The sequence below is a fragment of the Streptomyces avicenniae genome (assembly GCF_000719135.1).
In the GTDB taxonomy this organism is placed as follows: Bacteria; Actinomycetota; Actinomycetes; order Streptomycetales; family Streptomycetaceae; genus Streptomyces; species Streptomyces avicenniae.
In genome coordinates, this window is the sequence record NZ_JOEK01000020.1 from 74,383 (window position 1) to 99,730 (window position 25,348).

Annotated in this window: 28 protein-coding genes, 1 tRNA gene and 1 pseudogene; 18 read left to right on the forward strand and 12 right to left on the reverse strand. The window is 72.7% G+C overall.

From position 1 onward, the window contains the following. Positions 1–403 precede the first annotated feature (403 nt). A complete protein-coding gene (locus IF27_RS28195; protein WP_052852691.1) occupies positions 404–1,387 on the reverse strand; it encodes a zinc-binding dehydrogenase in 984 nt (327 codons plus the stop codon). Positions 1,388–1,448: 61 nt separating this feature from the next. Here IF27_RS28195 and IF27_RS28200 point away from each other — a divergent pair, with 61 nt between their 5' ends. Then, entirely contained in the window at positions 1,449–1,757 is a 309-nt protein-coding gene (locus tag IF27_RS28200) for an ArsR/SmtB family transcription factor (RefSeq protein ID WP_052852813.1), read from the forward strand. Positions 1,758–1,766: 9 nt separating this feature from the next. Here IF27_RS28200 and IF27_RS28205 read toward each other — a convergent pair whose 3' ends face one another. Beyond that, on the reverse strand, positions 1,767–2,342 hold the full coding sequence (locus IF27_RS28205; protein ID WP_052852692.1) for a TetR/AcrR family transcriptional regulator: 576 nt from the start codon (positions 2,340–2,342) through the stop codon (positions 1,767–1,769). A gap of 34 nt (positions 2,343–2,376) precedes the next feature. Between IF27_RS28205 and IF27_RS28210 the strand changes: the two genes are divergently transcribed. The 4 genes from IF27_RS28210 (at position 2,377) to IF27_RS32105 (ending at position 6,338) form a co-directional block, all read left to right on the forward strand. Further along, positions 2,377–3,264, forward strand: a complete 888-nt coding sequence (locus IF27_RS28210; protein ID WP_052852693.1) for an SDR family oxidoreductase — start codon at positions 2,377–2,379, stop codon at positions 3,262–3,264. A gap of 308 nt (positions 3,265–3,572) precedes the next feature. After that, the gene (locus IF27_RS28215) at positions 3,573–4,127 is read left to right on the forward strand and encodes a hypothetical protein (protein ID WP_190233130.1); all 555 of its coding nucleotides are present in this window, start codon (positions 3,573–3,575) and stop codon (positions 4,125–4,127) included. 255 nt (positions 4,128–4,382) lie between these two features. Beyond that, on the forward strand, positions 4,383–4,595 hold the full coding sequence (locus IF27_RS28220) for a hypothetical protein (RefSeq protein WP_190233131.1): 213 nt from the start codon (positions 4,383–4,385) through the stop codon (positions 4,593–4,595). Between the two features lie 1,407 nt (positions 4,596–6,002). Beyond that, on the forward strand, positions 6,003–6,338 hold the full coding sequence (locus IF27_RS32105) for a sortase domain-containing protein (protein WP_420822060.1): 336 nt from the start codon (positions 6,003–6,005) through the stop codon (positions 6,336–6,338). A gap of 334 nt (positions 6,339–6,672) precedes the next feature. On the opposite strand, the gene IF27_RS31300 is transcribed toward IF27_RS32105, so the two are convergent. After that, a complete protein-coding gene (locus IF27_RS31300) occupies positions 6,673–6,822 on the reverse strand; it encodes a hypothetical protein (protein ID WP_190233132.1) in 150 nt (49 codons plus the stop codon). A gap of 360 nt (positions 6,823–7,182) precedes the next feature. Here IF27_RS31300 and IF27_RS28230 point away from each other — a divergent pair, with 360 nt between their 5' ends. After that, complete coding sequence (locus IF27_RS28230; protein WP_052852696.1) at positions 7,183–8,385, forward strand: cytochrome P450; 1,203 nt, start codon at positions 7,183–7,185, stop codon at positions 8,383–8,385. 55 nt (positions 8,386–8,440) lie between these two features. Here the strand turns inward: IF27_RS28230 and IF27_RS28235 are convergent, their stop codons facing one another. The 4 genes from IF27_RS28235 to IF27_RS28245 form a co-directional block, all read right to left on the reverse strand. Continuing rightward, complete coding sequence (locus tag IF27_RS28235; RefSeq protein ID WP_223291242.1) at positions 8,441–9,541, reverse strand: ferric reductase-like transmembrane domain-containing protein; 1,101 nt, start codon at positions 9,539–9,541, stop codon at positions 8,441–8,443. Positions 9,542–9,752: 211 nt separating this feature from the next. After that, a complete protein-coding gene (locus IF27_RS31890; protein ID WP_263053858.1) occupies positions 9,753–9,884 on the reverse strand; it encodes a hypothetical protein in 132 nt (43 codons plus the stop codon). A gap of 180 nt (positions 9,885–10,064) precedes the next feature. Then, positions 10,065–10,138 (reverse strand) — tRNA-Pro (locus tag IF27_RS28240). 74 nt (positions 10,139–10,212) lie between these two features. After that, complete coding sequence (locus tag IF27_RS28245; RefSeq protein ID WP_052852697.1) at positions 10,213–11,640, reverse strand: lipase maturation factor family protein; 1,428 nt, start codon at positions 11,638–11,640, stop codon at positions 10,213–10,215. A gap of 108 nt (positions 11,641–11,748) precedes the next feature. On the opposite strand from IF27_RS28245, the gene IF27_RS28250 reads away from it, so the two are divergent. From IF27_RS28250 to IF27_RS28280, 7 genes are all read left to right on the forward strand, one after another. Next, positions 11,749–12,735 (forward strand): acetylxylan esterase, encoded by a 987-nt coding sequence (locus IF27_RS28250; protein ID WP_052852698.1) that lies wholly within the window; start codon positions 11,749–11,751, stop codon positions 12,733–12,735. 170 nt (positions 12,736–12,905) lie between these two features. Next, entirely contained in the window at positions 12,906–14,519 is a 1,614-nt protein-coding gene (locus IF27_RS28255) for an ABC transporter substrate-binding protein (RefSeq protein ID WP_052852699.1), read from the forward strand. A gap of 23 nt (positions 14,520–14,542) precedes the next feature. After that, positions 14,543–15,508, forward strand: coding sequence for an ABC transporter permease (locus IF27_RS28260; RefSeq protein ID WP_052852815.1), 966 nt, complete (start codon positions 14,543–14,545; stop codon positions 15,506–15,508). A gap of 5 nt (positions 15,509–15,513) precedes the next feature. Continuing rightward, positions 15,514–16,413 carry an ABC transporter permease gene (locus tag IF27_RS28265; RefSeq protein WP_052852700.1) on the forward strand — a complete coding sequence of 300 codons (900 nt, stop codon included), beginning with the start codon at positions 15,514–15,516 and terminating at the stop codon, positions 16,411–16,413. A gap of 41 nt (positions 16,414–16,454) precedes the next feature. Continuing rightward, positions 16,455–17,381 carry an oligopeptide/dipeptide ABC transporter ATP-binding protein gene (locus IF27_RS28270; RefSeq protein WP_110946339.1) on the forward strand — a complete coding sequence of 309 codons (927 nt, stop codon included), beginning with the start codon at positions 16,455–16,457 and terminating at the stop codon, positions 17,379–17,381. Next, the gene (locus IF27_RS28275; RefSeq protein ID WP_052852702.1) at positions 17,374–18,060 is read left to right on the forward strand and encodes an ABC transporter ATP-binding protein; all 687 of its coding nucleotides are present in this window, start codon (positions 17,374–17,376) and stop codon (positions 18,058–18,060) included. Before IF27_RS28270 ends, IF27_RS28275 begins: the two co-directional genes overlap by 8 nt. 59 nt (positions 18,061–18,119) lie before the next feature. Further along, positions 18,120–19,127, forward strand: a complete 1,008-nt coding sequence (locus tag IF27_RS28280) for an MsnO8 family LLM class oxidoreductase (RefSeq protein WP_052852816.1) — start codon at positions 18,120–18,122, stop codon at positions 19,125–19,127. A 13-nt stretch (positions 19,128–19,140) separates the two neighbouring features. On the opposite strand, the gene IF27_RS28285 is transcribed toward IF27_RS28280, so the two are convergent. Continuing rightward, entirely contained in the window at positions 19,141–19,428 is a 288-nt protein-coding gene (locus IF27_RS28285) for a hypothetical protein (protein ID WP_052852703.1), read from the reverse strand. A gap of 54 nt (positions 19,429–19,482) precedes the next feature. On the opposite strand from IF27_RS28285, the gene IF27_RS28290 reads away from it, so the two are divergent. The 4 genes and pseudogenes from IF27_RS28290 (at position 19,483) to IF27_RS31305 (ending at position 21,806) form a co-directional block, all read left to right on the forward strand. Continuing rightward, positions 19,483–20,214, forward strand: coding sequence for a MerR family transcriptional regulator (locus tag IF27_RS28290; protein ID WP_052852704.1), 732 nt, complete (start codon positions 19,483–19,485; stop codon positions 20,212–20,214). Between the two features lie 148 nt (positions 20,215–20,362). Beyond that, a pseudogene (locus IF27_RS32110) lies at positions 20,363–20,809 on the forward strand (DUF4158 domain-containing protein); the annotation flags it as partial. Positions 20,810–20,825: 16 nt separating this feature from the next. Further along, positions 20,826–21,635 (forward strand): Tn3 family transposase, encoded by an 810-nt coding sequence (locus IF27_RS31715; protein ID WP_052852705.1) that lies wholly within the window; start codon positions 20,826–20,828, stop codon positions 21,633–21,635. Between the two features lie 3 nt (positions 21,636–21,638). Beyond that, positions 21,639–21,806: a hypothetical protein gene (locus IF27_RS31305; protein ID WP_190233133.1), complete on the forward strand. Its 168-nt coding sequence runs from the start codon at positions 21,639–21,641 to the stop codon at positions 21,804–21,806. 85 nt (positions 21,807–21,891) lie between these two features. Here IF27_RS31305 and IF27_RS28300 read toward each other — a convergent pair whose 3' ends face one another. After that, on the reverse strand, positions 21,892–22,446 hold the full coding sequence (locus tag IF27_RS28300; RefSeq protein ID WP_052852706.1) for a GNAT family N-acetyltransferase: 555 nt from the start codon (positions 22,444–22,446) through the stop codon (positions 21,892–21,894). Between the two features lie 166 nt (positions 22,447–22,612). Between IF27_RS28300 and IF27_RS28305 the strand changes: the two genes are divergently transcribed. Further along, entirely contained in the window at positions 22,613–23,044 is a 432-nt protein-coding gene (locus tag IF27_RS28305) for a VOC family protein (RefSeq protein WP_052852707.1), read from the forward strand. On the opposite strand, the gene IF27_RS28310 is transcribed toward IF27_RS28305, so the two are convergent. The 3 genes from IF27_RS28310 to IF27_RS28320 all read right to left on the reverse strand — a co-directional run bounded on the left by IF27_RS28310 (position 23,041) and on the right by IF27_RS28320 (position 25,287). Beyond that, positions 23,041–23,808, reverse strand: a complete 768-nt coding sequence (locus tag IF27_RS28310; RefSeq protein WP_052852708.1) for a bestrophin-like domain — start codon at positions 23,806–23,808, stop codon at positions 23,041–23,043. The two genes, IF27_RS28305 and IF27_RS28310, sit on opposite strands and share 4 nt — an antisense overlap. Positions 23,809–23,817: 9 nt before the next feature. Next, on the reverse strand, positions 23,818–24,492 hold the full coding sequence (locus tag IF27_RS31310) for a hypothetical protein (RefSeq protein ID WP_190233139.1): 675 nt from the start codon (positions 24,490–24,492) through the stop codon (positions 23,818–23,820). A 117-nt stretch (positions 24,493–24,609) separates the two neighbouring features. Then, complete coding sequence (locus tag IF27_RS28320; RefSeq protein WP_052852710.1) at positions 24,610–25,287, reverse strand: N-acetylmuramoyl-L-alanine amidase; 678 nt, start codon at positions 25,285–25,287, stop codon at positions 24,610–24,612. Positions 25,288–25,348 lie beyond the last annotated feature (61 nt).

Below are 25,348 nucleotides of genomic sequence, written 5' to 3' on the forward strand. Positions count from 1 at the left end.
CACCGGCCGTGGACGGGCTCACCGGGATGCACCGGACGCCGTGCGTCGAGGACGGCGCGACGGCCGGTGCCGCGGCGAGGCCGGTGATCCTGGGCAAGGTCTTCACAGGAACCCCCTGGAGCGGGCGACGGAAACAAGGTCACCGAAGGCGATGTATACCCTGCCGGGGTATGCCCTCGCTGCGCTCCACCATACCCACTGGGGGTATGCAACTTCAGGCCATTCTCGTCGGTGTCCCTTCCCGCTCGCCGCCATGTGCGGCCGACCGGGCGTGGGCGGACGACTCGTCACCGAGCGGCGATCCGACCGGCATGTCCAGGGAGTTGGAGTGCGGGGTCGGCGGAGCTGACGCTGCTCACATGGGTGGCGAGATGCGGGGTGACCGCGACGTCGGCCCGGGCGCTCACCGGTGCACGGCGATGGCGATCTTGCCGCGTGGGCGTCTGCGGCCCTCGTCCGTGGAGCCGCCCTCCAGCAGCGTGTGGGCCTGGGCGACGTCGGCCAGCGGCAGCACGGAGCCGATCACCGGCCGGAGTTTGCCCCGATCGACCAGTCGGCCGAGTGCCGTGAGCTTCGCCCGGCCGGGGCTGGCGAAGAGGAAGTGATAGGTCGCGTTCACGCCCCACGCGGCGAGGAGGTTCTGAGGTCGGGGGATGTCCACGATGGACACCACGCGGCCTCGGTCGGCGAGGACCTCCGGGCTGCGGGAGAGGGTGTCCCCGCCGACCGTGTCCAGCACGACGTCCACCCCGCCCAGCGCGCGGACCTGCGGCACGTGGTCACCGGCCGAGAAGTCGATCGCGACGTCGGCTCCCAGTCCGGTGACGAACTCGTGGTCCCTTTCGCGCGCGGTGGTCACCACCTCGGCCCCGAGCGCGCCGGCGACCTGGATCGCGGCCGAGCCGACCCCGCCCGCTCCACCGTGCACCAGGACCCGTTCCCCGACCCGCAGCCGGGCGCGTTCGACCAGCGCCTCCCACACCGTGACGCCCACGAGCGCGAGACCGGCGGCCTCGACGTGCGACAACCGTGCGGGCTTGGGGGCGACCAGGGCCTGATCGACCACGTGGAATTCGGCATAGGTCCCCTGCTGGCCGAACACCGGCGCCAGATACCAGACCTCGTCACCCGGCCGGAAGTCGTCCGCCCCGGGGCCGCACTCGACCACCACGCCGGACACGTCGTTGCCGATCACCGTGGGCAGCGCCACCTGGTCGCGGTAGTCGCCGCGCCGGGTCTGGAGGTCGAGCGGGTTCACGGAGGTGGCCTCCACGCGCACCAGCACCTGGCCGGGGCCGGGGGTGGGCCTCGGCAGTTCTCGGGGGGCGAACGCGGTGTCCGCGTCACCGAAGTGGACGAGTTCCATCACACGCATCGAAGCCGACATGCGAGGACCATAGATCGCCATATCGCGAATCGTCAATATGTGCCTGGGCTACGATCGCCGCATGTTCTCGGAGGCGGAGTTGCTGGCGGTCTTCCGGGCCCTGTCCAACCCGGCCCGCCGTCAGATGCTGGTGTGGCTCAAGGAGCCGATGAGTTTCCCCGGCCAGGAGCCCGACGACGTCGAGATCGGTGTCTGCGTGACCGACATCCAGCAGCGCATGGGCCTGGGGCAGTCCACCACCTCGCAGTACCTCGCGATGCTGCGGCAGGCGGGGCTGGTGGTCGCCACCCGGCGGGGCAAGTGGACCTACTACCGCCGCGACGAGGCGAACATCGCCCGCCTCCTGGAGACCCTGCGCGACGTGTTCTAGGCCCGGCCGTCAGGGCAGGGCGGGAGGGTGGGGCCGAACCACTCTCCGAAGGGTTCGGCGGATGAGGTCTTCGACGGCGTGCGGTGCGACGAGGCCGTCCGATGCGGCGTCGAGCCCCGTGTAGACGGTGCTCCAGATCATGCGCTCGATCCACCCGGCGGGAACGGTCGCGTCGAGCGTCCCCTCGCGCTGACCTCGTTCGATCTCGCCGACGACCAGCGCATCGACCGCTCGGGCGACAGGGGCGTCCGCGTCGGAGGCGGTCCCTTCCGTGGCGGTGAACAGGAACCGCACGCGGTCATCGGCGTGGACCATCGCGCCGACGATCCGCTCGATCACCTCCCACGCGGAGCCCGTTCCCGGGGCGGCCCGTTCGATCGCCTCGCGCAGTGTCGCCCAGGACTCGCTGACGAGGGCCTGGTGGAGGTGTTCGCGGTCGGGGAAGTAGCGATGGATCGTCGCCCGGCCCACGCCGGCGGTTGCCGCGATGCGCGCGAGGCCGACGGACGGGTCGTGCGCCCATTCCTTCGCGGCCCCGTCCAGGATCGCCTGACGAGTGCGTGCGCGCTGTGGCGAGAGACCCATTGCGCCACGATACATCCTCTCCCAGAATGAGACGATGATGTCTCATTCTGATGCTCTCGGTCCCATCGTCGTGACGGGTGCCACCGGGCCGGTCGGCCGTGCCGTCGTGGCCGGGCTCCTCCACGCGGGCCGTCCCGTGCGGGCGGTGTCGCGTCGCCCCGGTCGTGCCGACATGCCTCCCCGGGCCGAGGTCGTGGCGGGCGACCTCGCCGAGCCCGCGACACTGGAGTCGGCCTTCGCTGGCGCCGCCCAACTCGTCCTGATCGCTTGGCCGGACACGGTGGACGGCGTGATCGGGCGGGCCCGAGGCGCCGGTGTCGAGCACATCGTCGTCGTGTCCTCCGCGGCCGTGACGGCCGGGTACGACACGTCGTACAACCTGCCGGTCGAACAGGCCGTCACGGCCTCCGGCCTCGACTGGACCCTCGTCCGGCCCGGTGAGTTCGCCACCAACGCGTCGCTGCTGTGGGGGCCTTCGATCAGGTCGCACCGCCGTGTGGTCGAGCCGTTCCCCGAGCAGTCCGGCAGCCCGATCCACGAGGCCGACGTCGCCGACGTCGTCGTCGCCGACCTCCTCGACTCCCGACGCCGCGGCCGGATCGACACGCTCGTCGGGCCGGACACGTTGACCAAGCGGGAGCAGGTCGCCGCGATCGCCGCTGCGATCGGCGAGAGCGTCGAGCTGGCCGAGGTCACCGCCGAGGAGGCGCGGACCTTCTATCGCGCCCAAGGCGGCTTCGCCGCCGACAACGCCGATTTCCTCTTCGGCTTCGAGAACTACGACGGCGTCGCGGGCGCGGCCGACGAACCTCGTGACGGCCTGGCCGACCCCTACCTCACTCTCGCCGAGGTGACCGGAAGCCCGGCGCGCTCGTTCGCGCAGTGGGCGAGCGAGCACGCCTCCGACTTCACGACACGGTGAGCTCGGCGTACGACGGCGCGGAGGCCGCCCGCCCCCTACTGCTGGCCGCCCCCACCCCGCACGGGGTCGTGCTGAGGCACGAGCAATTGGCAGCGGCCGAAGGGGTCGCGGAGCGCTTGGTCCCCATGGCACACGGCCGCCCACTGGGGCGCCCTCGCTCGTGCGGGGGTGGACTGCTCACCCCGGATAAAGTCGTCTTGTCTGACGCGACAAACGGGGCACTGGCGGCCGGTCAGCACCCGCGTGCCGGGCCGCCGGAGAGGGGAACGGATGACCACCACCGACGACGGCACCGGGGAGTGGGGACGGTGAGCCGTCGGCAGGCGGGGGACCTGGCCATCGCGTTGGGCGAGGCGGCCGGTGTGACCGTGCGTCCCGAGTCGGCGGGCGTTGACGCGTGGGACCTGCGCTGGGCGGACGGCCCCACGCTTGTGCAGATGCGGGTGCACCTGGCCGCCGTGCTGGACACCGGCCGTTTTGACGCGATGCGCGACCGCCGCATCACCCTGCTGCGGGGCACCACCTGCCGGGCCTGGGCGGCGCGGGCCATCGCCTCGCGCCGCGCGGGCACCCTCGCGCAGGCGGTCGCCAGCGGCCCGCGCAGGCGGGGCAGGACGCTGCCGGACTCCGCGTCCGACGAGCAGGCGCAGGCCGCGCTCCACCGTCATGTCCATGGGCTGTTGGAGGCGACCGCGTGGCCGCAGCGTGCCGACGTCCCCGCCGATGAGGAACCGATCGCCGCGCTGCTCGCCGCCGGGACCCGCAGCCGCTACGGCGACCGGCCGACGTGCACCGAGCAGGACATGGCCCACGCCCTCCTCGGCGCCCTCATCGACCCCGACGCTCCTGGGGCGTTCCGGTGACGGCGCTGTCGCCCGCGCCGCCGAGGCCCGCTGGAACCGGGCACTCACTGCGTGCCGGACCCGCCACCGAGGCGCGGAAGCGACACAAGGACGCCGTGGCCATCACCGCGCAAGGCCGCTGAATCGCCGAACAGCAAGAACACGCTCGGCCACGTGCGCCGCGCCGACGAGTGGAACGAGCAGTGCCCCCGCGGGACTGGCTGAGATCCTTCGGCCATTGCCGACATCCCACTCATGGTGGGTGAACTTGGGCAGGTGCGGCTGGAGCAGGTGACCGCGACCGTCGCCGTCCTGGTGGACCCCGCCGGGCACGAAGCGCCGTGGACGTCCACGGAGATCCCGGCCGCTATGCCGGTCATCGCGGAGCAGGCACAGGGCGGAGCGCTCGCCGCGGCTGCGGCAACCACGCGCTGGCTCGCCCGCCTTGAGGCCTTGGGAGAAATCGGGGAGATGATCTCGACCGAATAACCTCGGGAACCCGGTGGAATGCCCCCAACCCATCGAGTCCACCGCCTTCTTGGCCCGGAGCGCACGTCCTGCACGAGGTGCCGTTCCGAGGAAGGCGGTTCGTTCACCGGGGTGCGCAACCTGTGGTCCCCACCTGGCCCCCACCGCGCGCGGACCCCGAGGGCAGGTGGCCCGGGGGTGCTCCCCGCGCGGGCGGAAGTGAATCAACGCGCGACGCCTTGGGTGACAGGTCTGTCAGCGCGCGGACCTGGTCGCCTTCGCTGGGATTCGAACCTGCGCATACGGCTCCGGAAGCCGTCACCGTCCCAGAAGTTCACACAGGGCACGTGCGTATCTGGCGTCACCTCAGTACGCCTGTTCCGTGAATAGCCCGCGAAGGTCGGATGTCTTCTCTGTTCTGTTTGCTGTGGTTGCCTGCTCGGTCTGTTTTTGAATATTGACTGCTTGGAATAAGATCGCTTATTCGGCAGGTCGCCGAGGCCGATGAAGGACCTGGGGAAAGGGCGGTGTCGGGGGTGAGGCGGTTCGACACGGTGAGCGGTGTGGTGGCGGCCGTCCCGCGTCCGGCTCAGGTCGAGGCGCACAGGGAGGCGAAGCCGGTTGTGCGGTTCCCGGCGAGTGAGTACCGCACCGGTGCGCCACATACCGTCCAGCTGATGCCGCGACGAGTAACGCGCCTGCGACTCACCGCAGTTCGCCCAGCCCGTGGCAGGCAGCGTCGCGTTCCTCCGGCGCCGCCTGACCTGACCGTCCCCCTCACCGGCCCGTCGCCCCGCGACCGGCGCCCGCAGCCGCCGACCGCCCGTATCGCGCCACGGCCCGCCGCTGGCGCGGCGGACACCGGCAGCGGTGGTCGGCCCCTCCGTACCCGAGTCCCGTCGTCTCCTGGCGATCCCGACCCGAAATGAGCAGCAACATCATGTGGACAAGACGCAAACCCCCCGCGCCAGAGTCCGTTGCCATGAGTCCGCGCAACCTGACCACGTTATGCGTCGCCGGACTGACCGCGCTCGTCATGGCCATCGGCGGATGCGCCGCGGACACCGGCGAGACCCAGTCCACGCCGGAGAGCCGACAGGACTCCAGCGATGTCGTCGCCGAGGCGCCGTCTCCGAGCCAGGACCCGAGCCCCACGGAGGAACCGCCGCCCCCGGTGACGCTGCTGACGAGACGCCGACTCCCGACCAGGACCCGAACGGCCAGGAGGAATCGACACCCGCCAGCGACGGCCGCCCGCAGGACGCCTACCTGACGATTCCGGACATCGGCATCGAGCGCCTGCGCATCCAGCCCTATGAGGGGGAGACCGACGACGGCCCGGGAACGGTGATACAGGATCGCGGTATCGCGGCCAGCCCGCACGGCCCGTCCGGGGGAGTCGGCCCGGGAGGGATCGGCAACTACCAGGTGACGGCACACCGGAACTCGGCCGGCGCGCCGTTCTTCTCGATACCCGACCTCGACAACGGCGCGCGGGTCGAAGTGGCCACCGAGGGCCGCGTCTACGTGTACGAGGTGTACGAGACCAGGCAGACGTCGTTCCGTTCGGAGCAGTCCCTGGCGGAGCAACGGGCCGCCGTTCCGGGCTATCCCGATCGCACCCCTGAGGAGGCCGTGATCACCCTTTCGACGTGCGCGACCCAGGAGGACCATGCCGCCGGGAACTTCTGGTCCGACGAGTTCGACAACCCGGAACACCGAATAGACAAGATAGGGATACTGGTCAGCTCGCACTCCGCCTGACCCCTGGGGTCTGGCTGAACGGCCGATGGACCTGGCGCACTGGTGTCGCCGGAGTTCGCGTACCGGCCCGGCCGTGTCGTGCACGAGTCCGCTGGAGCGATCGGCAGTCGTGGCTGCCGATCGCTTCCCCGTTCCTTCTCCACCGAGGACGAGGCGCAGGAGTGGACCGACGGGGCCTTGGACTTCGCATCCCTTGCGTCGGGCTGCCCGTCCATCGCGGGTACACGTCGGGCGGCGGAACCCTCCGGTTCTCGCGAGTACCGAGTTTGCGCTGCCGAAGTGGCGCAGGGGCAGAAGCCGTTGATACGAGTGACGGTCATCTCCGGTGGGCGGGTCAGGCGGCCGGTTTCAGCCAGTCGTCCGAGTCCCCGGTGTTCCGTGGGGTGACGTACGCGGAGGTGCCGCGTCCGTCGAGGTAGGTGAGCCGCACCTGCGACCGCGAGACCGCTGTCCCGGGTGGGGGGCCCACGGCGGCCAGCGGCACCAGGACGAGGTTGTAGGCGAAGGCCCAGGCCGGATGCGTCCGGATCGTGGCGAGAGTGCGCCGCCGCGTCGATGTCCTCCCGGGTCGGGAACCGGGCGGTGGGCGCGCCCGACATGTGACTCGACGGCCGCCCCTGCCCCGGGGAGGGACGGAGAAGCTTCATGGTGTCAGGAGATCACGGGCTCATCCCCATCGCGCCATGGCCCGCCGTCACGCCTTCCGCCGTACCGTGCCCGCCCTCGCCCGGATCGGGCGCCGGACACCGGCGCGGGCCACGACACCATGCGCCAGGCGCACGTCCCCCGGGCACAAGGTCGCGCCTCCCGCCGTCGGTCAACCGCTCGAAGGGACTTGGGACTCATGACACGACCCACACCGACCGCATGCCCCTACCCGTTCCGTGATCCCACCGCGCTTGCGCTGGAGCCCGAGTACGCCTGGCTGCGGGAGCACGAACCGCTCAGCCGGATCACCCTCCCCTACGGGGGAGAAGCCTGGCTCGCCGTCCGGCACGAGGACGTCCGCACCGTGCTGAGCGATCCGAGGTTCAGCCGGGCCGCGCTGCTCGACCAGGACGTGCCCCGCACCTCGCCGCGCCGACTGACCGACGCGACGCTCCACACGGTGGACCCGCCGGAGCACAGCCGTCTGCGGCGACTGGTGTCCGCGGCGTTCAGCCCCCGCCAGATCGACAGGCTCTCCCGGCATGCCCAGCGCGTGACCGACCGGCTGCTGGACGAAGCCGCGGAACAGGGCCCCCCGGCCGACCTGATCGCCGGGCTGGCCGTACCGCTGCCCATGGCGGTCATCTGCGAGATGCTCGGCGTCCCGCTCGCCGACCGGGACCGGTTCACCGGCTGGATCGATGTCGCCCTGGCCACCAGCGCCTTCCCCAGCGAGGAGATCCACGCCGCGTTCACCCGGCTCAAGGAGTACCTGGCGGAACTCGTCGCCGCGCGTCGCCGCGAGCCTTCCGACGACCTCCTGGGAGCGCTCGTGGAGGCACGGGACAGACAGGGGCGGCTCAGCGAGGACGAGTTGGTCGTCCTCGGTGTCACCCTGCTCTACGCGGGGCTGGAGACCACGTCGAACCACATCGGCAACTTCACCCACGTCCTGCTGACGCATCCTGAGCAGCTCGCCGCCCTGCGGGCCGATCCCGGTCTGCTGGACCGTGCCGTCGAGGAACTGCTCAGGTTCACGCCCATCGTGACCTCGGCGGGCTTCACCCGTATCGCCGGTGAGGACGTCGAGTTGGGCGGGGTGGTCGTCCGCGCGGGGGAGGCGGTCATGGTGCAGATCGACGCGGCCAACCGCGACGGACGCGTTTTTGCACGTCCTGACGAGCTGGACCTGACACGCCGCCCCAACCCTCACCTGGCCTTCGGCTTCGGCCCGCACTTCTGCGTCGCGGCGCAACTGGCCAAGGCGGAGCTCCGGGTGGCCGTCGGGACGCTGCTGCGCCGCTTCCCGACCCTGCGGCTCGCCGCGGACGACGGCGAACTCACCTGGCGTCAGGGGCGGATGGTGCGTGGTCTCGACCGCCTGCCCGTCGTGTGGTGAGGACCTGTCAGGGGGCGTCGCGCCGGGGCGACGCCCCCTGACGGTCCGGCTGCGATCAGCTCGCGCGTTGTGGCTCGTCCGCGGTCCGCTCCCCGTCCGCCGTCGTGTCCTTCCGCTTCCGGCCCGCCGGGCGGGGGACGGGCCGCAGCCGGTGGACGACGGCGACGAGGGCGAGGGTGAAGACCAGCAGGCCGACCCAGATGACCCAGCGCTCGGGCCACGGCCCCGCCGAGTGGGCGTCGCCGCTCCTGCCTCCGTCGGCTCCGGAGATGACGACGACGGCCAGTCCGGCGATCGTGCCCGCCGCCGCGAGCCGTCCGGCCAGCCGGGCGGTCAGCGGCAGCGGGCGCGACTCGCGGCGCGGGCCGCGCAGCCGCAGCTGTTCACTGGGCCGTGCCGGGGTGAGCAGCCGGAGCAGCAACAGTGCGGCCAGCGGCATCTGGAGCGCCCAGACGAAGGTGCGGAAGGAGCCCTCGTACCAGACGTTCGTGCCGAACATGAGGGTGTGCCAGATGCTCAGGACGTAGACGGCGATGATGAAACGGTGGAGTGCCCGCCACAGCCGGGACCCCGTGGTCTGACGGATGTAGAACGCCAGGCCCAGGACGATGGCGAGATAGAACGCGAGCAGGCCGATGAGGATGGCGATGCGGCCCGTCCCGGTGGCGTACCCGCCGGGCACGAAGACCTTGACCAGGGTCTCGCGCGCCAGCTCGCCCATCGGCTGGTTCTCGAAATTCGTCTGCAGCTCGGCTCCGTAGAACGTCGCCATGCGCAGGAACATCAGCCCGATGGTGGTCAGGCTGGTCGTGCGGTGCCACTTCTCGACGCGGGCCGCCGACATCCACCGCCACGGCGGGCGGCTGCCCGACCTGAGGAGGCCGAAGACGACGGTGATGTAGGCCCACAGCATCGCCGACCAGCCGAAGGCCTGGCACAGCCAGTACCACCAGTACTCGGACGGCGTCTCGAAGGGGGGCATGATCCGCAGACTCGGCGAACTGCCGTTCTCGATACGGGCCCACAGCAGCCAGAAGATGAGGCCAGTGATGACCAGGGCCAGGCTCGCGTCGGGTATCGCGCCGCGGAGGTCCGCCTTGAGACCGGCCCAGTCGAACCGCTTGGCGGTCCTCTGTCTTCCGGGGGGCGGAGGCACGGATGAGCTCGTGGGGTCTGTCATCGGAGTCAACCATTCTCTGGAGGACTGAGCGGTGTTCCAGTCCTGCACAACGGGCTCTCGTGTGCTTGTCGCATGAGATTAATTGCGTCTCATCCGAAGCGGAAGACAGCTGCCCGCTTCCCGGTTCAACCGCTCCGGGGCCCGGGACTCCGCGGCGAGGACCCGGGAAGCCGGGCCCGTGCTCCGCTCAGAGGACGAGCCGGGGCCGGGAGAGGTGGAACCAGTGGCACAGGTCGAGCACCCGGTCGATGCCTTGCCGTGTGCGTCCGGGCATGGTCAGGTCCTGTGCGAGGGAGCGGGCGAAACGGCCACGGTCCACCAGGGTGGAGACGGGGTGCTCCCGGTCGGCCGGTGCCGTGCGGCCCTGCTTCCGCAGCGCGAGGCCGTACCCCGGGTTCTGCGTGGACGCATACGGGCTGCTGGGAGCGTGGTGGCAGGTGCACAGCGAAAAGCGCCCTGACCTGGGATGTCCATCCCTGTCAGAGCGCTTGTTCCACCGTCGGGACGGCGGGATTTGAACCCACGACCCCTTGACCCCCAGTCAAGTGCGCTACCAAACTGCGCCACGTCCCGGTGCTTGTCCGGCTCGGGGTTTCTCCCTCGCCGACCGCGCAGCAGAACCATACCGCATCCGTGCGGCTGCTCGCTCAGTCGCCGCTGGCCGGGGTGGGTGCGACGTGGTCGTGGACGTACGTCCGCTGCCAGCGGGCGCTCGTGGCGCGCCGTTCCCGCCGCGTCGAGAAGCGGTAGCGGTAGACCCGTGCCCGGACGTGGGCCGGAGGGGCGTCCTCGAACGGGTTCCTCCGCAGCAGCCGCAGGACCGCGCGGTCGCCCGCCAGCAGCCGTCCGATCAGCGCCCGCATCCAGGGCCTGGGGACGGACGGGTTCAGCGCCGCGAACCACATCAGCCAGTCCAGCCGCAGGTGGAAGGGCGCGAACTGGCGGGGCAGCCGCCGTACGTCCCCCGGCTTGCCGTGGAACTCGTACGCCTCCCAGCGCGCCCCGTCGTCCGGCACCGGGTCGCGCGTGCCCTCCAGGACGATCTCGTGCCGCACGCGCGTCACGCTCCCGAAGGCGCCGTAGGTGTTGACGAGGTGCAGCCCGTTGTAGGTCCGGTTCATCGACTGGTACCGCGACAGTAGGTTCCGCACCGGGCGGTAGCTCAGGACGGCGACCAGCAGCGTCGCCGCCCACACCGCGCAGCTGAACCAGACCGGCGCGTCCGGCTGCCCCGCGGGCGGGGCCGGGAGCAGCGGCAGGCGGGCCGGGTGGACGGCGGCGACGGCGAGGAGCATCGTCAGCCAGTTCAGCCAGGCGAAGTTCCCCGAGGCCACGAGCCACAGCTGCGTGACGATCACCAGCAGCGCCGCCCAGGTGGCGACGGGCTGGGGGAGGAACAGCCCGAAGGGGACGATCAGCTGGCACACGTGGTTCGCCGCCGCCTCGACGCGGTGCAGCGGGCGCGGCAGGAGGTGGAACAGGCGGCTGAGCGGCCCCGGCATGGGCTGGGTCTCGTGGTGGTGGTTCAGGCACGTCAGCTCGCGCCAGCACGGGTCGCCGCGCCACTTGATCAGCCCCGCGCCCAGCTCGACGCGGAACGCGAGCCAGATCATGAGGTGCATGCCGAACGTCGGCGGCGCGATGTCGTCGTTGCCGAGGAAGACCGCCAGGAAGCCCGCCTCCAGGAGCAGCGACTCCCAGCCGAACGCGTACCAGATCCCGCCCACGTTCACGACGGACAGGTAGAGCGCCCACAGCACGGCCCACAGCGCCATCGACACCCCCAGCGGCACGGCGTCGCCCAGCCCGCCAGCCATCGCGGCCGACAGCGCGGCGCCTGTCCACGCGACGGCGAGGAGCCGCCGGTCCGTGTAGCCCACGAGCCGGAGGACGCTGGGCGCCCTGCGGAACGGCACGCGGCGCACGAGGTCGTCGGCCGGGGTCAGCCCCCGGGCACCGGCGAGCGCGGGGAACTCCCGCACGGTCGAGAGGAACGCCATCAGGTACACGACGGCCAGTCCGCGCTGGAGTACCAGACGGCTGAGCCAGGCGTCGGGGTCGGCGATCCAGTCCATCGTCCCTGCCTACCATCCCGGGCGGGCGGGGGGTCGGCGAACGGCCGTTGACCAGGCACGCGGCGGCGCGTAGCTTTCCCGCGGACCTACGAGGGAAGGGCGGGACGCATGCCGCTGACCGATATGCCGATCGAGGACCTGCGGGAGTACCGGCCCGCCGTCGCGGCCCCCGGGGACTTCGACGCGTTCTGGGAGGGCACGCTCGCCGCCGCGCGCGCCGCGGCGCCGGGGCCCGCCGAGTTCCGCCCGGTGGACGACTCGCCGCTCGTGACAGCGGAGGTGTACGACGTGCGCTTCCCCGGCTGGGGCGGGCACCCGATATCCGGCTGGCTCCTGCTGCCGCGCGGCGTGGCACGTCCGCTGCCCGCGGTCATCACGTATCTCGGCTACAGCGGCGGGCGCGGGCTGCACTTCGAGCACCTGCTGTGGGTCTCCGCCGGATACGCCCACTTCGTGGTGGACACGCGCGGGCAGGGCCACGACACGCCCGACCCGGTGGGCGCGCGGTCGGCGCAGTGGGTGGGCGGCCTGATGACGCGCGGGATAGAGAGCCGGGACGACCACTACTACCGGCGGGTGATGGCCGACTGCGTGCGCGCCGTGGACGTGCTGCGCGAGCACCCCGCGATCGACCCGGCGCGCGTCGTGGTCGCCGGGGGCAGCCAGGGCGGCGGCCTGGCGCTGGCCACGGCCGGGCTGGCGGGCGACGCCGTGGCGGCGGCGCTCGTCGATGTGCCGTTCCTGTGCCACTTCAGGCGCGGGGCGGACGTCGCGTCGGGCGGTCCTTACCTGGAGATCGTCCAGTACCTCGGGCGGCACAGGCGTGACGCGGGGGAGCGGGCCTTCGGGACGCTCGCCTACTTCGACGGCGTGCACTTCGCGGCGCGGGCGGGCGCGCCCGCGCTGTTCAGCGTGGCGCTGATGGACCCGGTCTGCCCGCCGTCCACGGTCTTCGCCGCCTACAACCGGTACGCGGGCGAGGCCGACATCTCCGTCTGGGAGTTCGGCGACCACGGCGGCGGCGGTCCCGCGCAGACGCGCGCGCAGCTCGGCTGGCTCGCCGCGCGCGGCCTCGGGGGCGCGCCCGCCGCGTGACGCCCGCGGCCGTCCCGCCGTCCCGCACGGTCCGCGAACTCGGGGGAAACGCGGGCCGAGCGGGCGGGGAACACCGTGGCCCCGACCCCCCGCCCGCTACCCCCTGCGCCGCCTTTACTGTTTAATTGCGAAAGTTTCGCAATAACGTACGAGGTTCAGCAGGGGTATTCATGACGGTCAGGACGCTCCGGACGACACTCGCCGCCACGGTCGCGCTGCTGGCGCTGGCGGCCTGCTCCGCCCCGTCCGACGGGGAGGACGACGGCGGCGGGGGAGGTGACACGGGCGGCGACGGCGGGCAGGACTCGCTGGTCGTCGGCATAGCCACCGAACCCGACTCGCTGAGCCCGCTCCTCGGGTACGGCAAGGACGGCAACTCGAAGATCTTCGACGGCCTGCTGCGCCACGACGAGGACCTGGCGCTCCAGCCCGCCCTCGCCACGGAGCTGCCTCAGGTCAGCGACGACGGGCTGACGTACACGTACACGCTGCGCGAGGGCGTCGAGTTCAGCGACGGCACCCCGTTCACCGCCCAGGACGTGGTCTTCACCTACGAGACGGTCCTCGACGACGGCACCCACTACCCCTACCGCGACGAGCTGGACCCCGTCGAGGCCGTGCGCGCCGAGGGGGACCACAGCGTCGTCTTCGAACTCGCCTACCCCTACGCGCCGTTCGCCGAGCGGACCGTCCTGCCCATCGCCTCGGCCGAGGCCGCGGGCGGCCAGGACGTCAACACCGGCCCGTACAACACGGAGCCCGTCGGCACCGGCCCCTACGTCCTCGCCGACTGGACACCCGGCGAGCGCATCAGCCTGCGCGCCAACCCCGGCTACTGGGGCGGCGAACCCACCGTGGACCGCCTCACCATGGCGATCATCCCCGACGACGACGTCCGGGCCACCCGCCTCCGGTCCGGCGACATCGACGCGGCCGTCCTGCCGCCCAGCCTGGCCGAGGGCTTCGCCGACGACGAGGGCATGGTCACGTACAACGCCGTCAGCGCCGACGTCCGCGCCGTCACGCTCCCGACCGGCAACCCCGTCACCGGCGACGTCGCCGTCCGCCGCGCCCTCGACCTCGCCGTGAACCGCGAACTGATGGTCGAGGGCATCCTCCTGGGCGCTGGCCGCCCGGCCTACGGCCCCGTGCCCACGACCAGCCCCTGGTTCGCCGAGGGCAGTGAACGGGCCCACGACCCCGAGGCGGCCCGCGCCATCCTCGACGAGGCCGGATGGACGGAAGGCGACGGCGGCATCCGCGCACAGGACGGCCAGCGCGCCGAGTTCACCCTCTGGTACCCGGCGGGCGACCGCCTGCGCCAGGACCACGCGCTCGCCTACGCGTCCGACGCCCGCGAGATCGGCATCGACATCACCGTCGAGTCGGGCTCCTGGGAGGTCATCGAGGAACGCCTGCCCGAGGACGGCGTGCTCTACGGCGGCGGCAACCCCGCCGACCCCGACTTCGACCTCTACGGCATGCTCCACTCGCGGCTCGCGGGCGACGGCTGGAACAACATGGCGTACTACGCCAACCCCGCCATCGACGACCAGCTCGACCTCGCCCGCCGCACGGCGGACCCCGAGGCGCGCGGCGCCGCGTACGACACCGTGCAGCGGGAGCTGGCCGACAATCCCGGCTACACCTTCCTCACCCACATCGACCACGTCTACGTGATGGCCGACCGCTGGGACGGCGTGACGACCCAGCCCGAGCCGCACGACCACGGCCTCGGCCACGGCCCCTGGTGGAACGTCGAGTCCTGGCGGGCCCGCGCGTGACCGCCGGGCTCCCCTGGGGGGCCATGGCACGGCTGACGGGACGGCGGCTGCTGGCCGCCGTCCCGGTGCTCGCCCTGGTGACGTTCGGCATGTTCGCGGTCGCCGCCGCGTCCCCCTTCGACCCCGTGCGCCAGTACGTCGGCAGCGGCGTGGGCGCGTCCGCCGAGACGCTGGACCGGCTGCGGGCCGACCTCGGCGCCGACGGCAGCTTCGCCGAGCAGTGGTGGACGTGGCTGCGCTCCGCCGTCGGCGGCGACCTCGGCAGCTCGCTGTCGCTGCGCCAGCCCGTCACCCAGGTCATCGCCGAACGCCTCGGCTGGTCCGTGCTGCTGTGCACCGTCGCCTTCGTCGCCGCCGTGCTCGGCGGGACGGTCCTCGGCGTGGCCGCCGCCCGCAGGCCGGGACGTCTCCTCGACCGGACCGTCAGCTCGCTCGGCTACACCCTCCAGGCCGCCCCGCCGTTCTGGATCGCCCTGCTCGCCATCTGGCTCTTCGCGATCCAGTTCGACCTGCTGCCCGCCGGAGGGCTCACCGACCCCGGCAGCGACGCCGTCACCGCGGGCGGCCTGCTGCGCCACCTGATCCTGCCCGCGACCGTGCTGGCCATCTCGCAGCTCCCGTGGTTCGTGCTGTACGTGCGCCAAGGCGTGCTCGACGCCCTGCGCGAGGACCCGGTACGCGGTGCCCGTGCGCGCGGCCTCGACGAGCGGACCGTGCTCCTCGGGCACGCCCTGCGCTCCGGGCTCCTCCCCGTCCTCACCCTGATAGGCACGCGCATACCCGAACTCATCACGGGCGCGCTGCTGGTGGAGACCGTCTTCAGCTGGCCCGGCATAGCGTCCGCCACCGTACGCGCGGCCACCGCGTCCGACTTCCCCCTGTTGGCCGCACTGACCGTCCTCTCCGCCATCGCGGTCCTGGTGGGCAACCTGCTGGCCGACCTGCTCTACGGCCTGGCCGACCCCCGCGTCAGCCACGACGAGATGTGAACCCCATGGCGACCACGCACCCTCCCACCCCCGCCACCGAACCCGAGCAGCCCTGGCACACCCCGGCGCACGAACGGCGCGGCACCCGCAAGGTCCGCGTCACCACGTCCGCCGCACTGGTGGCCACCGCTGTGGCGGCCGTGCTGCTCGTGCCCCTGCTCTTCCCCCTGGACCAGCAGGCCATCGACCTGACCTCCCGCCTGCTCCCGCCGTCCTGGGACCACCCCTTCGGCACCGACGACGTAGGCCGCGACCTCCTGCTGCGCAGCGTCTACGGGCTGCGCGTCTCCTTGACCGTCGGCATCGTCGCCGCGCTGGTGGCCGCCGCCCTGGGGCTCGCCGTCGGCTGCGTCGCGGGCGCGGCGGGCGGACGTACGGACCGCCTGCTGATGCGGCTGGTGGACACCTTCGCCGCCGTGCCGCACCTGCTGATGGGCATCTTCATCGTCGCCATGTTCCGCCCCGGCGTCTGGCCCGTCGTCGTGTCGGTCGGACTGACCCACTGGGTCTCCACCGCCCGCATCGTGCGCGCAGAGGTCCTGTCGCTGCGCACCCGCCCCTACATCGACGCCGCCATCTCCGGAGGTGCCGGACGCAGGCGCGTCGTCCTACGGCACCTGATGCCCGCCGTGCTGCCCCAGGCGGGCCTCGCCGCCGTGCTGATGGTGCCGCACGCGCTGTGGCACGAATCCGCGCTCTCGTTCCTCGGCCTCGGCATCCCCGCCCACCAGGCCAGCCTGGGCACCATGATCAACGCCGCCAGGGGCCCCCTCGCCGCGGGCGACTGGTGGCCGACGCTCTTCCCCGGCCTGTTCATCATCATCCCCACCCTCGCCATCGCCGGACTCGCCGGTGCCTGGCGCGAGCGGATCAACCCCCGCCGCCGATCGGAGCTGGTCCTGTGACGCCCCTGCTGTCGGTGCGCGGCCTGTCCGTCCGCTTCCGCATGCCGCACGGACGGCACGTCGCCGCCGTCAGCGACGTCTCCTTCGACCTGGCCGCGGGGGAGTGCCTGGCCCTCGTCGGCGAGAGCGGCTGCGGCAAGTCCGTCCTCACCGGCGCGCTCCTCGGCCTGCTCCCCGCCAACGCCCAGACACGCGGCAGCGCCGTCCTCCCGCCGGACGACCAGCACGCGGCGCCCGTCGATCTGCTCACCGTCGGCGAACGCGCACTCGCGCGGACGGTACGCGGGCGCCGCATCGGCCTCGTCCCGCAGAGCCCGGCCGCCCACCTCACCCCGGTGCGGACCGTGCGCGCCCACCTCGGCGAGACCGTCCGCGCCCTCACCGGCACACGCCGCGACGCGCTGCCGCCCGCCGTCGCCGCGGCGGCCGAACGGGCGGCCTTCCCCGCCGACCACCTCGGCCACCACCCGCACCAGCTCTCCGGCGGACTCGCCCAGCGCGCCGCCACCGCGCTCGCCCTCGTCGGCGACGCGCCCCTCCTCCTCGCCGACGAGCCGACCACCGGCCTCGACCGCGACCTCGTGGACCGCACCGTCGCCGGGCTGCGCCGCCACGCCGACGAGGGACGCGGCCTCCTCGTCATCACCCACGACCTCGCCGCCGCCGCCCGGATCGCCGACCGCGTCGCCGTCATGTACGCGGGCCGCATCGTCGAACTCGCCGACGCCGCCGCCTTCTTCGGCACCCCGGGACCCCGCCACCCGTACGCCGCCGGGCTCCTCGCCGCCCTGCCGGAACGCGACTTCACCCCCATCCCCGGCCTGCCGCCGGAACTCGACGCCCTGCCGGGCGGCTGCGCCTTCGCCCCGCGCTGCGCCCGCGCCGACGCCGCCTGCGCCGCACGGCCACCCCTCGACGGCGGCGTCGCCTGCCACCACGCCACCGCGCCGGAGGCCGCAGATGCTTGAACTGACCGGGATCACCGCCGGATACGACCGCGGGCGGCCCGTCGTCCGCGACATGTCCCTCGCCGTCGCCGACGGCGAGGCGCTGGGGCTCCTCGGGCCGAGCGGCTGCGGCAAGTCCACCCTGGCCCGCGTCGCCGCCCTGCTGCACACGCCCTGGGCCGGAAGCGTACGGCTCGCCGGGGAGACCGTCACCGGCCACCGCTTCCGCGCGCCACGCCACCAGCGCACGGCCATCGGCGTCGTCTTCCAGCAGCCACGCCTCGCCGCCGATCCGCGCCTGCGCCTGCGCGACCTGATCGCGGAACCGGCCCGCGCGACCGGCCGCGGCCGTGAGCTGGCCGACCGCGCCGCCGCGCTCGCCGACGCGGCCGGGCTCGGCGCCGAGCTGCTGCGGCGCCGTCCGCACGAGGTGAGCGACGGGCAGCTCCAGCGCGCCTGCCTGGCCCGCGCCCTGCTGCTGCGGCCCCGCCTGCTCATCTGCGACGAGATGACGGCGATGCTCGACGCCTCCACCACGGCCGCCCTCGTCGCGCTGGTCGAGGACTACCGGAAGGAGCAGGGCGCGGCCCTCCTCGCGGTCGGGCACGACCGGGTGCTGCTCGGCCGGTGGTGCGACAGCGTGCGCGAATGGGACGGCGACGGGAATCCTGCGGGCGCCGAGCTGTTGACACAGGAGTGAGCACAGGACGAGCGGACGACAGGACGGGCCGGAACGACGGCGGCGGCGACGCGGCGGCGCTGCGCGCGGTCCGCTGGTCGATCCTGGACCGCGCGCTGGTCCGCGCGGGCCAGCGGCCCGACGAGGCGCTGCGGGAGACCGTCGCCTTCGCCCGGCAGGTGGACGGCCTCGGCTTCCACCGCTTCTGGGTCGCCGAGCACCACGGCGTCCCCGGCGTCGCGGGCTCCGCGCCCACCGTGCTGGCCGCCGCCGTCGCCTCCGCGACACGGCGCGTCAGGGTGGGCACGGGCGGCGTGATGCTGCCGAACCACCGGCCGCTCGTCGTCGCCGAGCAGTTCGGGGTGCTGGAAGCGCTCTTCCCCGGGCGGATCGACATGGGGCTCGGGCGGTCCGTGGGCTTCGTGGGACCCGTACGGCGGGCGCTGGGGGTCGAGAAGGACGCTGCCGACCGGTTCGGGGAGCAGATCACCGAGCTGCTCGGCCACTTCGAGGGCTCGGGGCCCGTCCGCGCGCTGCCCGCCGAGGGGCTGCGGGTGCCGCCGTTCGTCCTCGCCGTCGGCTCTGGCGCCTCGGTCGCCGCCGCGCACGGGCTGCCGCTCGTGATGGCGCACCTGAGCGACGAGGACCGGATGCTGGCCGCCATCGACCGGTACCGGACAGAATTCGTGCCGGGAGCGTACGCGGAACGGCCGTATGTGATCGTCGCCGTCAACGCGGCGGTCGCCGCCACCGCAGCCGAGGCGGCCGTGCTCCAGGTGCCGGAGGCGTGGGCGACCGTCCACTCCAGGACACGCGGCGTCTTCGCGCCCCTCGAACCACCGGGCGACGTCCTGGCCCGGGACATGACGGAGCGCGAGCGCGGCTACTTCGAGCAGGCCAGGGCCGGGCAGCTCCACGGCGACGAGGCCGGGATGACGCGGGCCCTCGCCCGACTCGTCACGCGCACCGGGGCCGACGAACTCCTCGTGACGCTCAACACCCACGGCACCGAGGGCCGCCTCGACTCGACCCGCCGCCTCGCCCGGCTGGCCGGACTGCCGGGCGCGGACGCCCCCGCCGGACGCTGAGCCGCGCGGGCCCTCACGCCCCCCGCTCGTCGGCGGGGCCCGCCAGCAGCCGGCCCAGTTCGTCGCCCGCCCCCGCGTACCCGGCGTCGCAGATCCGCTGGAGCGCGCGCAGGTCACCCGCGGCGACCGCGCGCCGGGTGAGCAGCGCCCCGGCCCGCGCACAGCCCTCGTCCAGCAACTCGCCCAGCTCCTCCAGGTCGCCCGCCGCGTCGGCGAGGTCGGCCAGCCGGTCCAGGGCGCGTTCGTTGCCCGCGTCGGCCAGCTCGCGCAGGACCGCCCGGTCCATGGTCGTGTCCGTCATGACGCCATGCTGCGACCCTGCCCCTGGGGAAAGGTCAAGTGGCACGATGGCCGGATGATCACCATCGGACAACTGGCCAGGTACGTGGGGGTGTCCGCCAAGACCGTCCGCGTCTACCACGACAAGGGGCTGTTCCCCGAGCCGGACCGTGACGCGTCCGGCTACCGGCGCTACGGCGCGGCCGACGCCGTGGCCCTGATCAGGATCAGGGCGCTCACCGAGGCCGGTGTGCCGCTGGCCCGGGTCAGGGAGCTGAGGGCGGCGTCCGGCGAGGAGTTCGGGCGGGCGTTGCGCGAGATCGACGACGACCTGACGGCCCGCATCGACGCGCTGCGGGCGACGCGTGCACGCCTTCGCGGACTCGCCGAGGGGCGGACGGGGCCGCTGCCCGACGAGGTCGTGGCCTACCTGGACGAGCTGCCGGGGCGCGGGTTCACCGCCCGGTGGGTGGAGCTGCAACGCGACCTGTGGACGCTCGTGTTCGTGACGGACCCCGACCAGGCGGTCGTCCCGTTCCGTGACCAGCGCGACAGCGTCTCCGACCCCGCGCTGATCCCGCTCTTCCTCGCCTACGACCGGGCGTACGCCCTCGACCCCGGCGATCCCCGGATCGACCGGCTCGCCCACCGGATCGCCGAGGCGACCAGGCGGCGCTACGGCCCCGGCGAACCGCCGGGCCCCGGCGCGGCGCCCGCCATCCCCGCGCTCGTCCAGCGCGCGGTCAACGACGCCTCACCGGCGTGGCGGCGCCTCGACGCACTCGTCCGCGCGCGGATCGCCGGGTGAGTCGGTTCTCGGGGAGTATCGGAGCGGAAATCGGCGGTACCTGGGCGATCTTGATTCCGGTTCGGTGACGTGCCTGTTTCGGCTGGTCAGCGGGTCGTACGTTCCTCGGCATGCCTGTTGAGTACCTGTCTGCCGAGCAAGAAGCCGCTATGGGCGGTTCGCCACGGAGCCGTCGCCCGGGGAGCTGGGACAGTTCTTCCGCCTGGACACCAAGACCCTGGGACTTGCGCGGGCGAAGCGCCGTCCGGCGACTCGGTTGGGGTGGGCGGTGCAGTGGGGCACGGTGCGGATGCTCGGTACCTTCCTGACCGAGGACCCCACGGCGGTCCCGGCTTTCGTGGTGCGGTTCGTCGCCGAACTGCTCGGGATCGATGACGAGAACTTCGCCAAGCACGGGGCACGCTCGCAGACGGTGTACGAGCATGTGTGGGAGATCCGGGACGGGTACGGCTATCGGGAGTTTGCTGCGGGCGAGGAGGAACTGCGGGAGTTCCTGGTGGCGAGGGTGTGGTCGTCGCTGGAGGGGCCGCGCGCGTTGTTCGACCGAGCGGTGCTGTGGTTGGTGAACAACCGGGTGCTGCTGTCCAGGGTCACGACGCTGGCTCGACGTCGTGCGGGCGTGGGGCGGCGGTCTGGTCGCCTCCGCCGACGGGGTCCGCTTCACCGTGCCGGTGCGAACCCTGTACGTGGGCTCGAACCCCCGGTATTTCGGCCTGTGGCACAAGGGCGCCACCTGGCTGAACGTGGTCAACGACCAGGTGATGGGGCTGGGCGGGGTGGTCGTGCCGGGCACCCTTCGCGACTCGCTCTTCATCCTGGACGCCATCCACGCCCGCGACGGCGGACCGAAGTCGGAGACCCTCATCACGGACACCGCGTCGTACTCCGACATCGTCTTCGGCCTGTTCGCCATCTGCGGCTACCAGTTCTCCCCGAGAATTGCCGACATCTCCGACGCACGGCTCTGGCGGACGAAGACCGCGGCCGACCACGGCCCGCTCCAGCTGGTTTCCGACCACACCGTCCGCCTGGACCGGATACGCGCCCACCGGGGCGACATGCTCCGCAAGGCGGGCTCTCTGACTCTCGGGGAGGTCCGCGGTCACGACCTGATCCGCATGCTCTCCCGGGACGGCAAACCGACCGGACTGGGCGACGCGTTCGCCCACTACGGGCGGATCTTCAAGACGCCGCACCTGCTCCAGTTCGTCACCGACGAGGGATACCGGCGCATGATCGGCGCTCGGCTCAACGTCACCGAGGCCCGCCACCGCCTCGCCCGGAAGATCTTCTTCGGGCAGCGCGGCGAACTGCGCCAGCACTACCGCGAGGGCATGGAAGACCAGCTTGGCGCCCTGGATCTGGCGCTCAACGCCGTGGTCCTGTTCAACAGCCTCTCCATCGATGCTGCCGTCAAATAGTTCGTGGCTGACGGCTTCCCCGCCATCGACGACCTGCTCGCCCGGCTCTCTCCGCTCCGGTACGACCACATCAACTTCCTCGGCCGCTACGCCTTCACCCGGCCGTCGAAGCCGGGCCTGTGCCCCCTGCGTGACCCCCGTGCCACAGATGAGAACTCCAAAGGGCGATAGGGCGCTGGATCCCTGCGGGCAATGGAGAAGCCGGAACGGCTCTTCGCGCTGGGACGTTCTGGTCCTGGGTGTGCCCCTGTCAGGGTCACATGGGCGGTGACAGGAGGCGGACCGCCCCAGGAGGCCACGGCACTGCGGTGCCAAGGGACGTCCACATGGCCGGCAGGGGCATGGCGAGGTCGCCGCCAGGCTGTTCGACTGTGATGTCGGTGGATAAAGAAGTCCATCCCATCGTGCGGTAAACAGGCATGCGATCCGGGCGGCAGAACAGGAGACCGAACTCCAGGCCCTGTGCGGATGCCTGGGCCATGGCTGCGGACACGACGAGCCTTGCCAAGCCGCGGCCTTGCAGTTCCGGTGCAACGATCACGCCTCCCAGGCCGGCCACCTGCAAAGTGGTACCGGCGACGGAGACGGGTACGGCGACCCAGCCGGCATGGGCCACCAGGCGGTTGTTCGCCCTGATACCGAAGTGCTGTTCCTTGGGGCGCCAGGTTAGCCCCAGAGCGGACACCTCGAACGGATCGCGGTCGTCCCCGGCGATGTCGCGCAGGTCGGCGGGCGTGTAGTCCTGGAGAGCCACTACCTGCGGGGAGGGAGGGAGCGTGTGGGTCTCCTCGGCCCTCGGGTCGTCCTGCATCGTTCATCCCTTCTTCGCGGCGTCGGCTTCGTGCGGCGGGTGATCCGCGTTCGGCCCGGCGGGTGGTATGGCATGGGGACGGCCGGTGATCGCGAGCAGCATGGCCAGTCCACGCACTCACCGAAGCAGGCTGCATCCCGCCGTCCCGCAGTACGGTGGGCAGACCATGCCTGAACTCCTCGGTATCAACCATCTGACCCTGGCCACCACCGACCTCGACCGGCTCTTGGCGTACTACACCGAAGTGCTGGGCGCGTCCCCGGCGTTCGAGCGCGCCGCGACCGCTGCCGATCCGCGCATCGCCGCCCTCGACATCGGCGGGGACGACCACCTGATGATCGTCGAGACCGCCGCCGCGCCCCCCACCGACCTCGACCCCCTGGGCGGGGCGGGGTGGGCGCTGCGCGTGGCGACGTACGGGCAGTTGTGCGAGGTGCGGGAGCGGATTCTCGAAGCCGGGTGGCCGGTCGGAGAGATCGCGACGCTGCCCGCGCAGTGGACGATGACGGCCCGCGATCCCGACGGGCGCCCGGTGGACATCCGCGCCCATCGCCCACGCACGACGACGCCCGCCCCCGCCGCCACCGACGGGGTCTAGCCGCCGGTCACCTCCGGGAAGAGGAGGGTGTACGGCTCCGTCGGGTTGTCGAGCGCGCGGGCGTAGGGCGCGTCGAAGTGCCAGACCAGGAAGAGCAGGAACGCGATCATCGCGCTGAACAGCCCGGCCAGCACCAGTTCCCGCGCCGATCGCTGGATCTGGAGGGCGAACACCATGCCGACCACGACCGCCGCGCCCACGAGCAGCCCGATCCACACCTCGACCGGCATCGTCGGCTCGGCGGCGCCGACCCGTCCCGACCGGGCGTCGGACACGGTGGCGGCCTGGTCGATCAGCCCCTGGTACGACTCGACCTCACGCACGGTCTCCGGCTCGCGTTCGGTGATCGTCGCGCGCAGTTCGGCGAGCAGCCGGTCGCCCTCGGGCGTCAGCTGTCCCTCCTCGCGCAGCTCCGTCCACTCCTCGCCGGAGGCGTACGCCACGTAGTCGCCCACGCGGTCACGGATCTCGTCGCGGACGGCGGGCGGGAAGACGGCGGCCCGTACGTCCATCTCGTGCAGCGCCTGGGCCTCCTGCTGCACCCATCCCTCCGCCTCCCCCCGGGCCTCCCAGACGCCGGCGATGGCGAGGCCGAGGACGATCGCGTACACGACGCCGAGCATCATCGTCATGTACTCGATGACGTCGGGCGTCTCCGACGGGTCGTCCGGCTCCTCGGCGTGGCGCCGCCGGTACAGCGCGGCGAGGAGCACGACGCCGCTGGTGGCGGCGACGATGATGGTGAGGGCAAGCCATTCGGACACCGTGATCTCCTAGCCGGTGCGGGAACGTGAGGAGGACGAGGACCCGCCGCCGCGTGGGCGCAGGGTGGCCGCCGCGAGGACGGCGGGGGCGACGACGAGCAGCGTGCGGCTCACGACGGAGCCGCCGGTGTCCGGTGTCTCCCGCGGCGGCGGCGCGGCGAGCCCGGCGGTCAGGGGAAGCGCCTCGGGCTCCGGGGGCGGGGGCTCCTCGACGGGCGCCGGTTCAGGTTCAGGCGCCGGTGGTGGCTCCGGCGGCGGCTCCGGGGCGGGAGGCGGCGGCTCCGGTGGCTCGACGACCGGTGGCGGGGGCGGAGGCGGCGGTTCCGGGGACGGCGTCGGCTCGGGCGACGGCGCGGGCGTCGGGGTCGGCTCAGGTGCGGGCGTCGGCGTCGGGCTGGGCGCCGGTGTGGGGCTCGGTGTCGGGCTGGGGGTGGGCGTCGGGCTCGGGTGCGGCGGCCACGGCCAGTGCGGCACGGGGAAGCAGTGGGGGTGCGCCGGGGCGACGACGACCCTCGCCTCGCCCGCCTCTGCCACGACGAACGGGCAGTACCAGTCCCACCACCGGTCCCGGTCGCCGTCGTCCTCACCGCCGCGTGCCCCCGCGACCGAGGCCACGCCCATGACGAGGAGCGCGGCACAGAAGGCCCCGGCACCCGCTCGGCGTACGCGCTGCCATGTGTCCACGCGGTGATCTTGGGCGCGCGGGCGGGCCCGAGGGGGCCGAACGGGTGTCGGTTCGCCCGATCTGATGAAAAGCGGCCTCGGGGGGATTGGCCGCGTGACGGTGGTGCGCGGGCGGGGTCAGACGGCGCTGACGAGATCCAGGTAGCGGTCCCAGTCCCACAGCGGGCCGGGGTCGGTGTGCGTGGCGCCCGGCACCTCGTTGTGCCCGATGATGCGCGACCGGCTGATCGGGATGCGGTAGTAGTCGCACAGGAAGGCCGTCAGGCGCGCCGATCCCGCGTACATCTCGTCGGTGAACCAGCGCGGTTCGTCCACCCAGCCCTCGTGCTCGATGCCGATGCTGCGGGTGTTGTACGACCAGTTGCCCGCGTGCCAGGCGACGTTCTTCTCCTCCACGCACTGCGCGACGCGGCCGTCGTCCGACGCGACGACGTAGTGCGCGGACACGCGCGCGGCCGGGTTCGTGAAGATGCCGAGGGTGTCGGCGAACGTCTCCTGCGTCACGTGGACGACGACGTACTCGACCGGGTACGTCCGCGGCCGGTTCGCGACCGTGTAGTTGGACGACGCCGCAGGCACCCACTCCGACCACGGGAAGTCCGCGGCCCTGACCGGGCCCGACGGGCCGGGCCCGGGAGCGGCGCCTGACGGGCGGGGCGGCGGGGCGTCCCCCTGGCCCGCCAGCGCGTGCCCCGCGGCGACCGTGAGGGCGGTCGCGGCGGTGGCGACGGCGGCGCCCCCGCGCAGCAGCGCGCGGCGGGACGGGAACGGCGGACGCTCGGCGGGCTGCGGCATGGTGTCTCCCGGGGTCAGGGCGCGGTGTCGCGGGGTGCCCGGCCGCGGGTGGCGGCCTGGA

Excerpts from the sequence above, each read along its gene's own strand:
- IF27_RS28195 (WP_052852691.1), bottom strand. The coding sequence starts at position 1,387 with ATGTCGGCTTCGATGCGTGTGATGGAACTCGTCCACTTCGGTGACGCG.
- IF27_RS28200 (WP_052852813.1), top strand. The coding sequence starts at position 1,449 with ATGTTCTCGGAGGCGGAGTTGCTGGCGGTCTTCCGGGCCCTGTCCAAC.
- IF27_RS28205 (WP_052852692.1), bottom strand. The coding sequence starts at position 2,342 with ATGGGTCTCTCGCCACAGCGCGCACGCACTCGTCAGGCGATCCTGGAC.
- IF27_RS28210 (WP_052852693.1), top strand. The coding sequence starts at position 2,377 with ATGATGTCTCATTCTGATGCTCTCGGTCCCATCGTCGTGACGGGTGCC.
- IF27_RS28230 (WP_052852696.1), top strand. The coding sequence starts at position 7,183 with ATGACACGACCCACACCGACCGCATGCCCCTACCCGTTCCGTGATCCC.
- IF27_RS28245 (WP_052852697.1), bottom strand. The coding sequence starts at position 11,640 with ATGGACTGGATCGCCGACCCCGACGCCTGGCTCAGCCGTCTGGTACTC.
- IF27_RS28250 (WP_052852698.1), top strand. The coding sequence starts at position 11,749 with ATGCCGCTGACCGATATGCCGATCGAGGACCTGCGGGAGTACCGGCCC.
- IF27_RS28255 (WP_052852699.1), top strand. The coding sequence starts at position 12,906 with ATGACGGTCAGGACGCTCCGGACGACACTCGCCGCCACGGTCGCGCTG.
- IF27_RS28260 (WP_052852815.1), top strand. The coding sequence starts at position 14,543 with ATGGCACGGCTGACGGGACGGCGGCTGCTGGCCGCCGTCCCGGTGCTC.
- IF27_RS28265 (WP_052852700.1), top strand. The coding sequence starts at position 15,514 with ATGGCGACCACGCACCCTCCCACCCCCGCCACCGAACCCGAGCAGCCC.
- IF27_RS28270 (WP_110946339.1), top strand. The coding sequence starts at position 16,455 with ATGCCGCACGGACGGCACGTCGCCGCCGTCAGCGACGTCTCCTTCGAC.
- IF27_RS28275 (WP_052852702.1), top strand. The coding sequence starts at position 17,374 with ATGCTTGAACTGACCGGGATCACCGCCGGATACGACCGCGGGCGGCCC.
- IF27_RS28285 (WP_052852703.1), bottom strand. The coding sequence starts at position 19,428 with ATGACGGACACGACCATGGACCGGGCGGTCCTGCGCGAGCTGGCCGAC.
- IF27_RS28290 (WP_052852704.1), top strand. The coding sequence starts at position 19,483 with ATGATCACCATCGGACAACTGGCCAGGTACGTGGGGGTGTCCGCCAAG.
- IF27_RS28300 (WP_052852706.1), bottom strand. The coding sequence starts at position 22,446 with ATGCAGGACGACCCGAGGGCCGAGGAGACCCACACGCTCCCTCCCTCC.
- IF27_RS28305 (WP_052852707.1), top strand. The coding sequence starts at position 22,613 with ATGCCTGAACTCCTCGGTATCAACCATCTGACCCTGGCCACCACCGAC.
- IF27_RS28320 (WP_052852710.1), bottom strand. The coding sequence starts at position 25,287 with ATGCCGCAGCCCGCCGAGCGTCCGCCGTTCCCGTCCCGCCGCGCGCTG.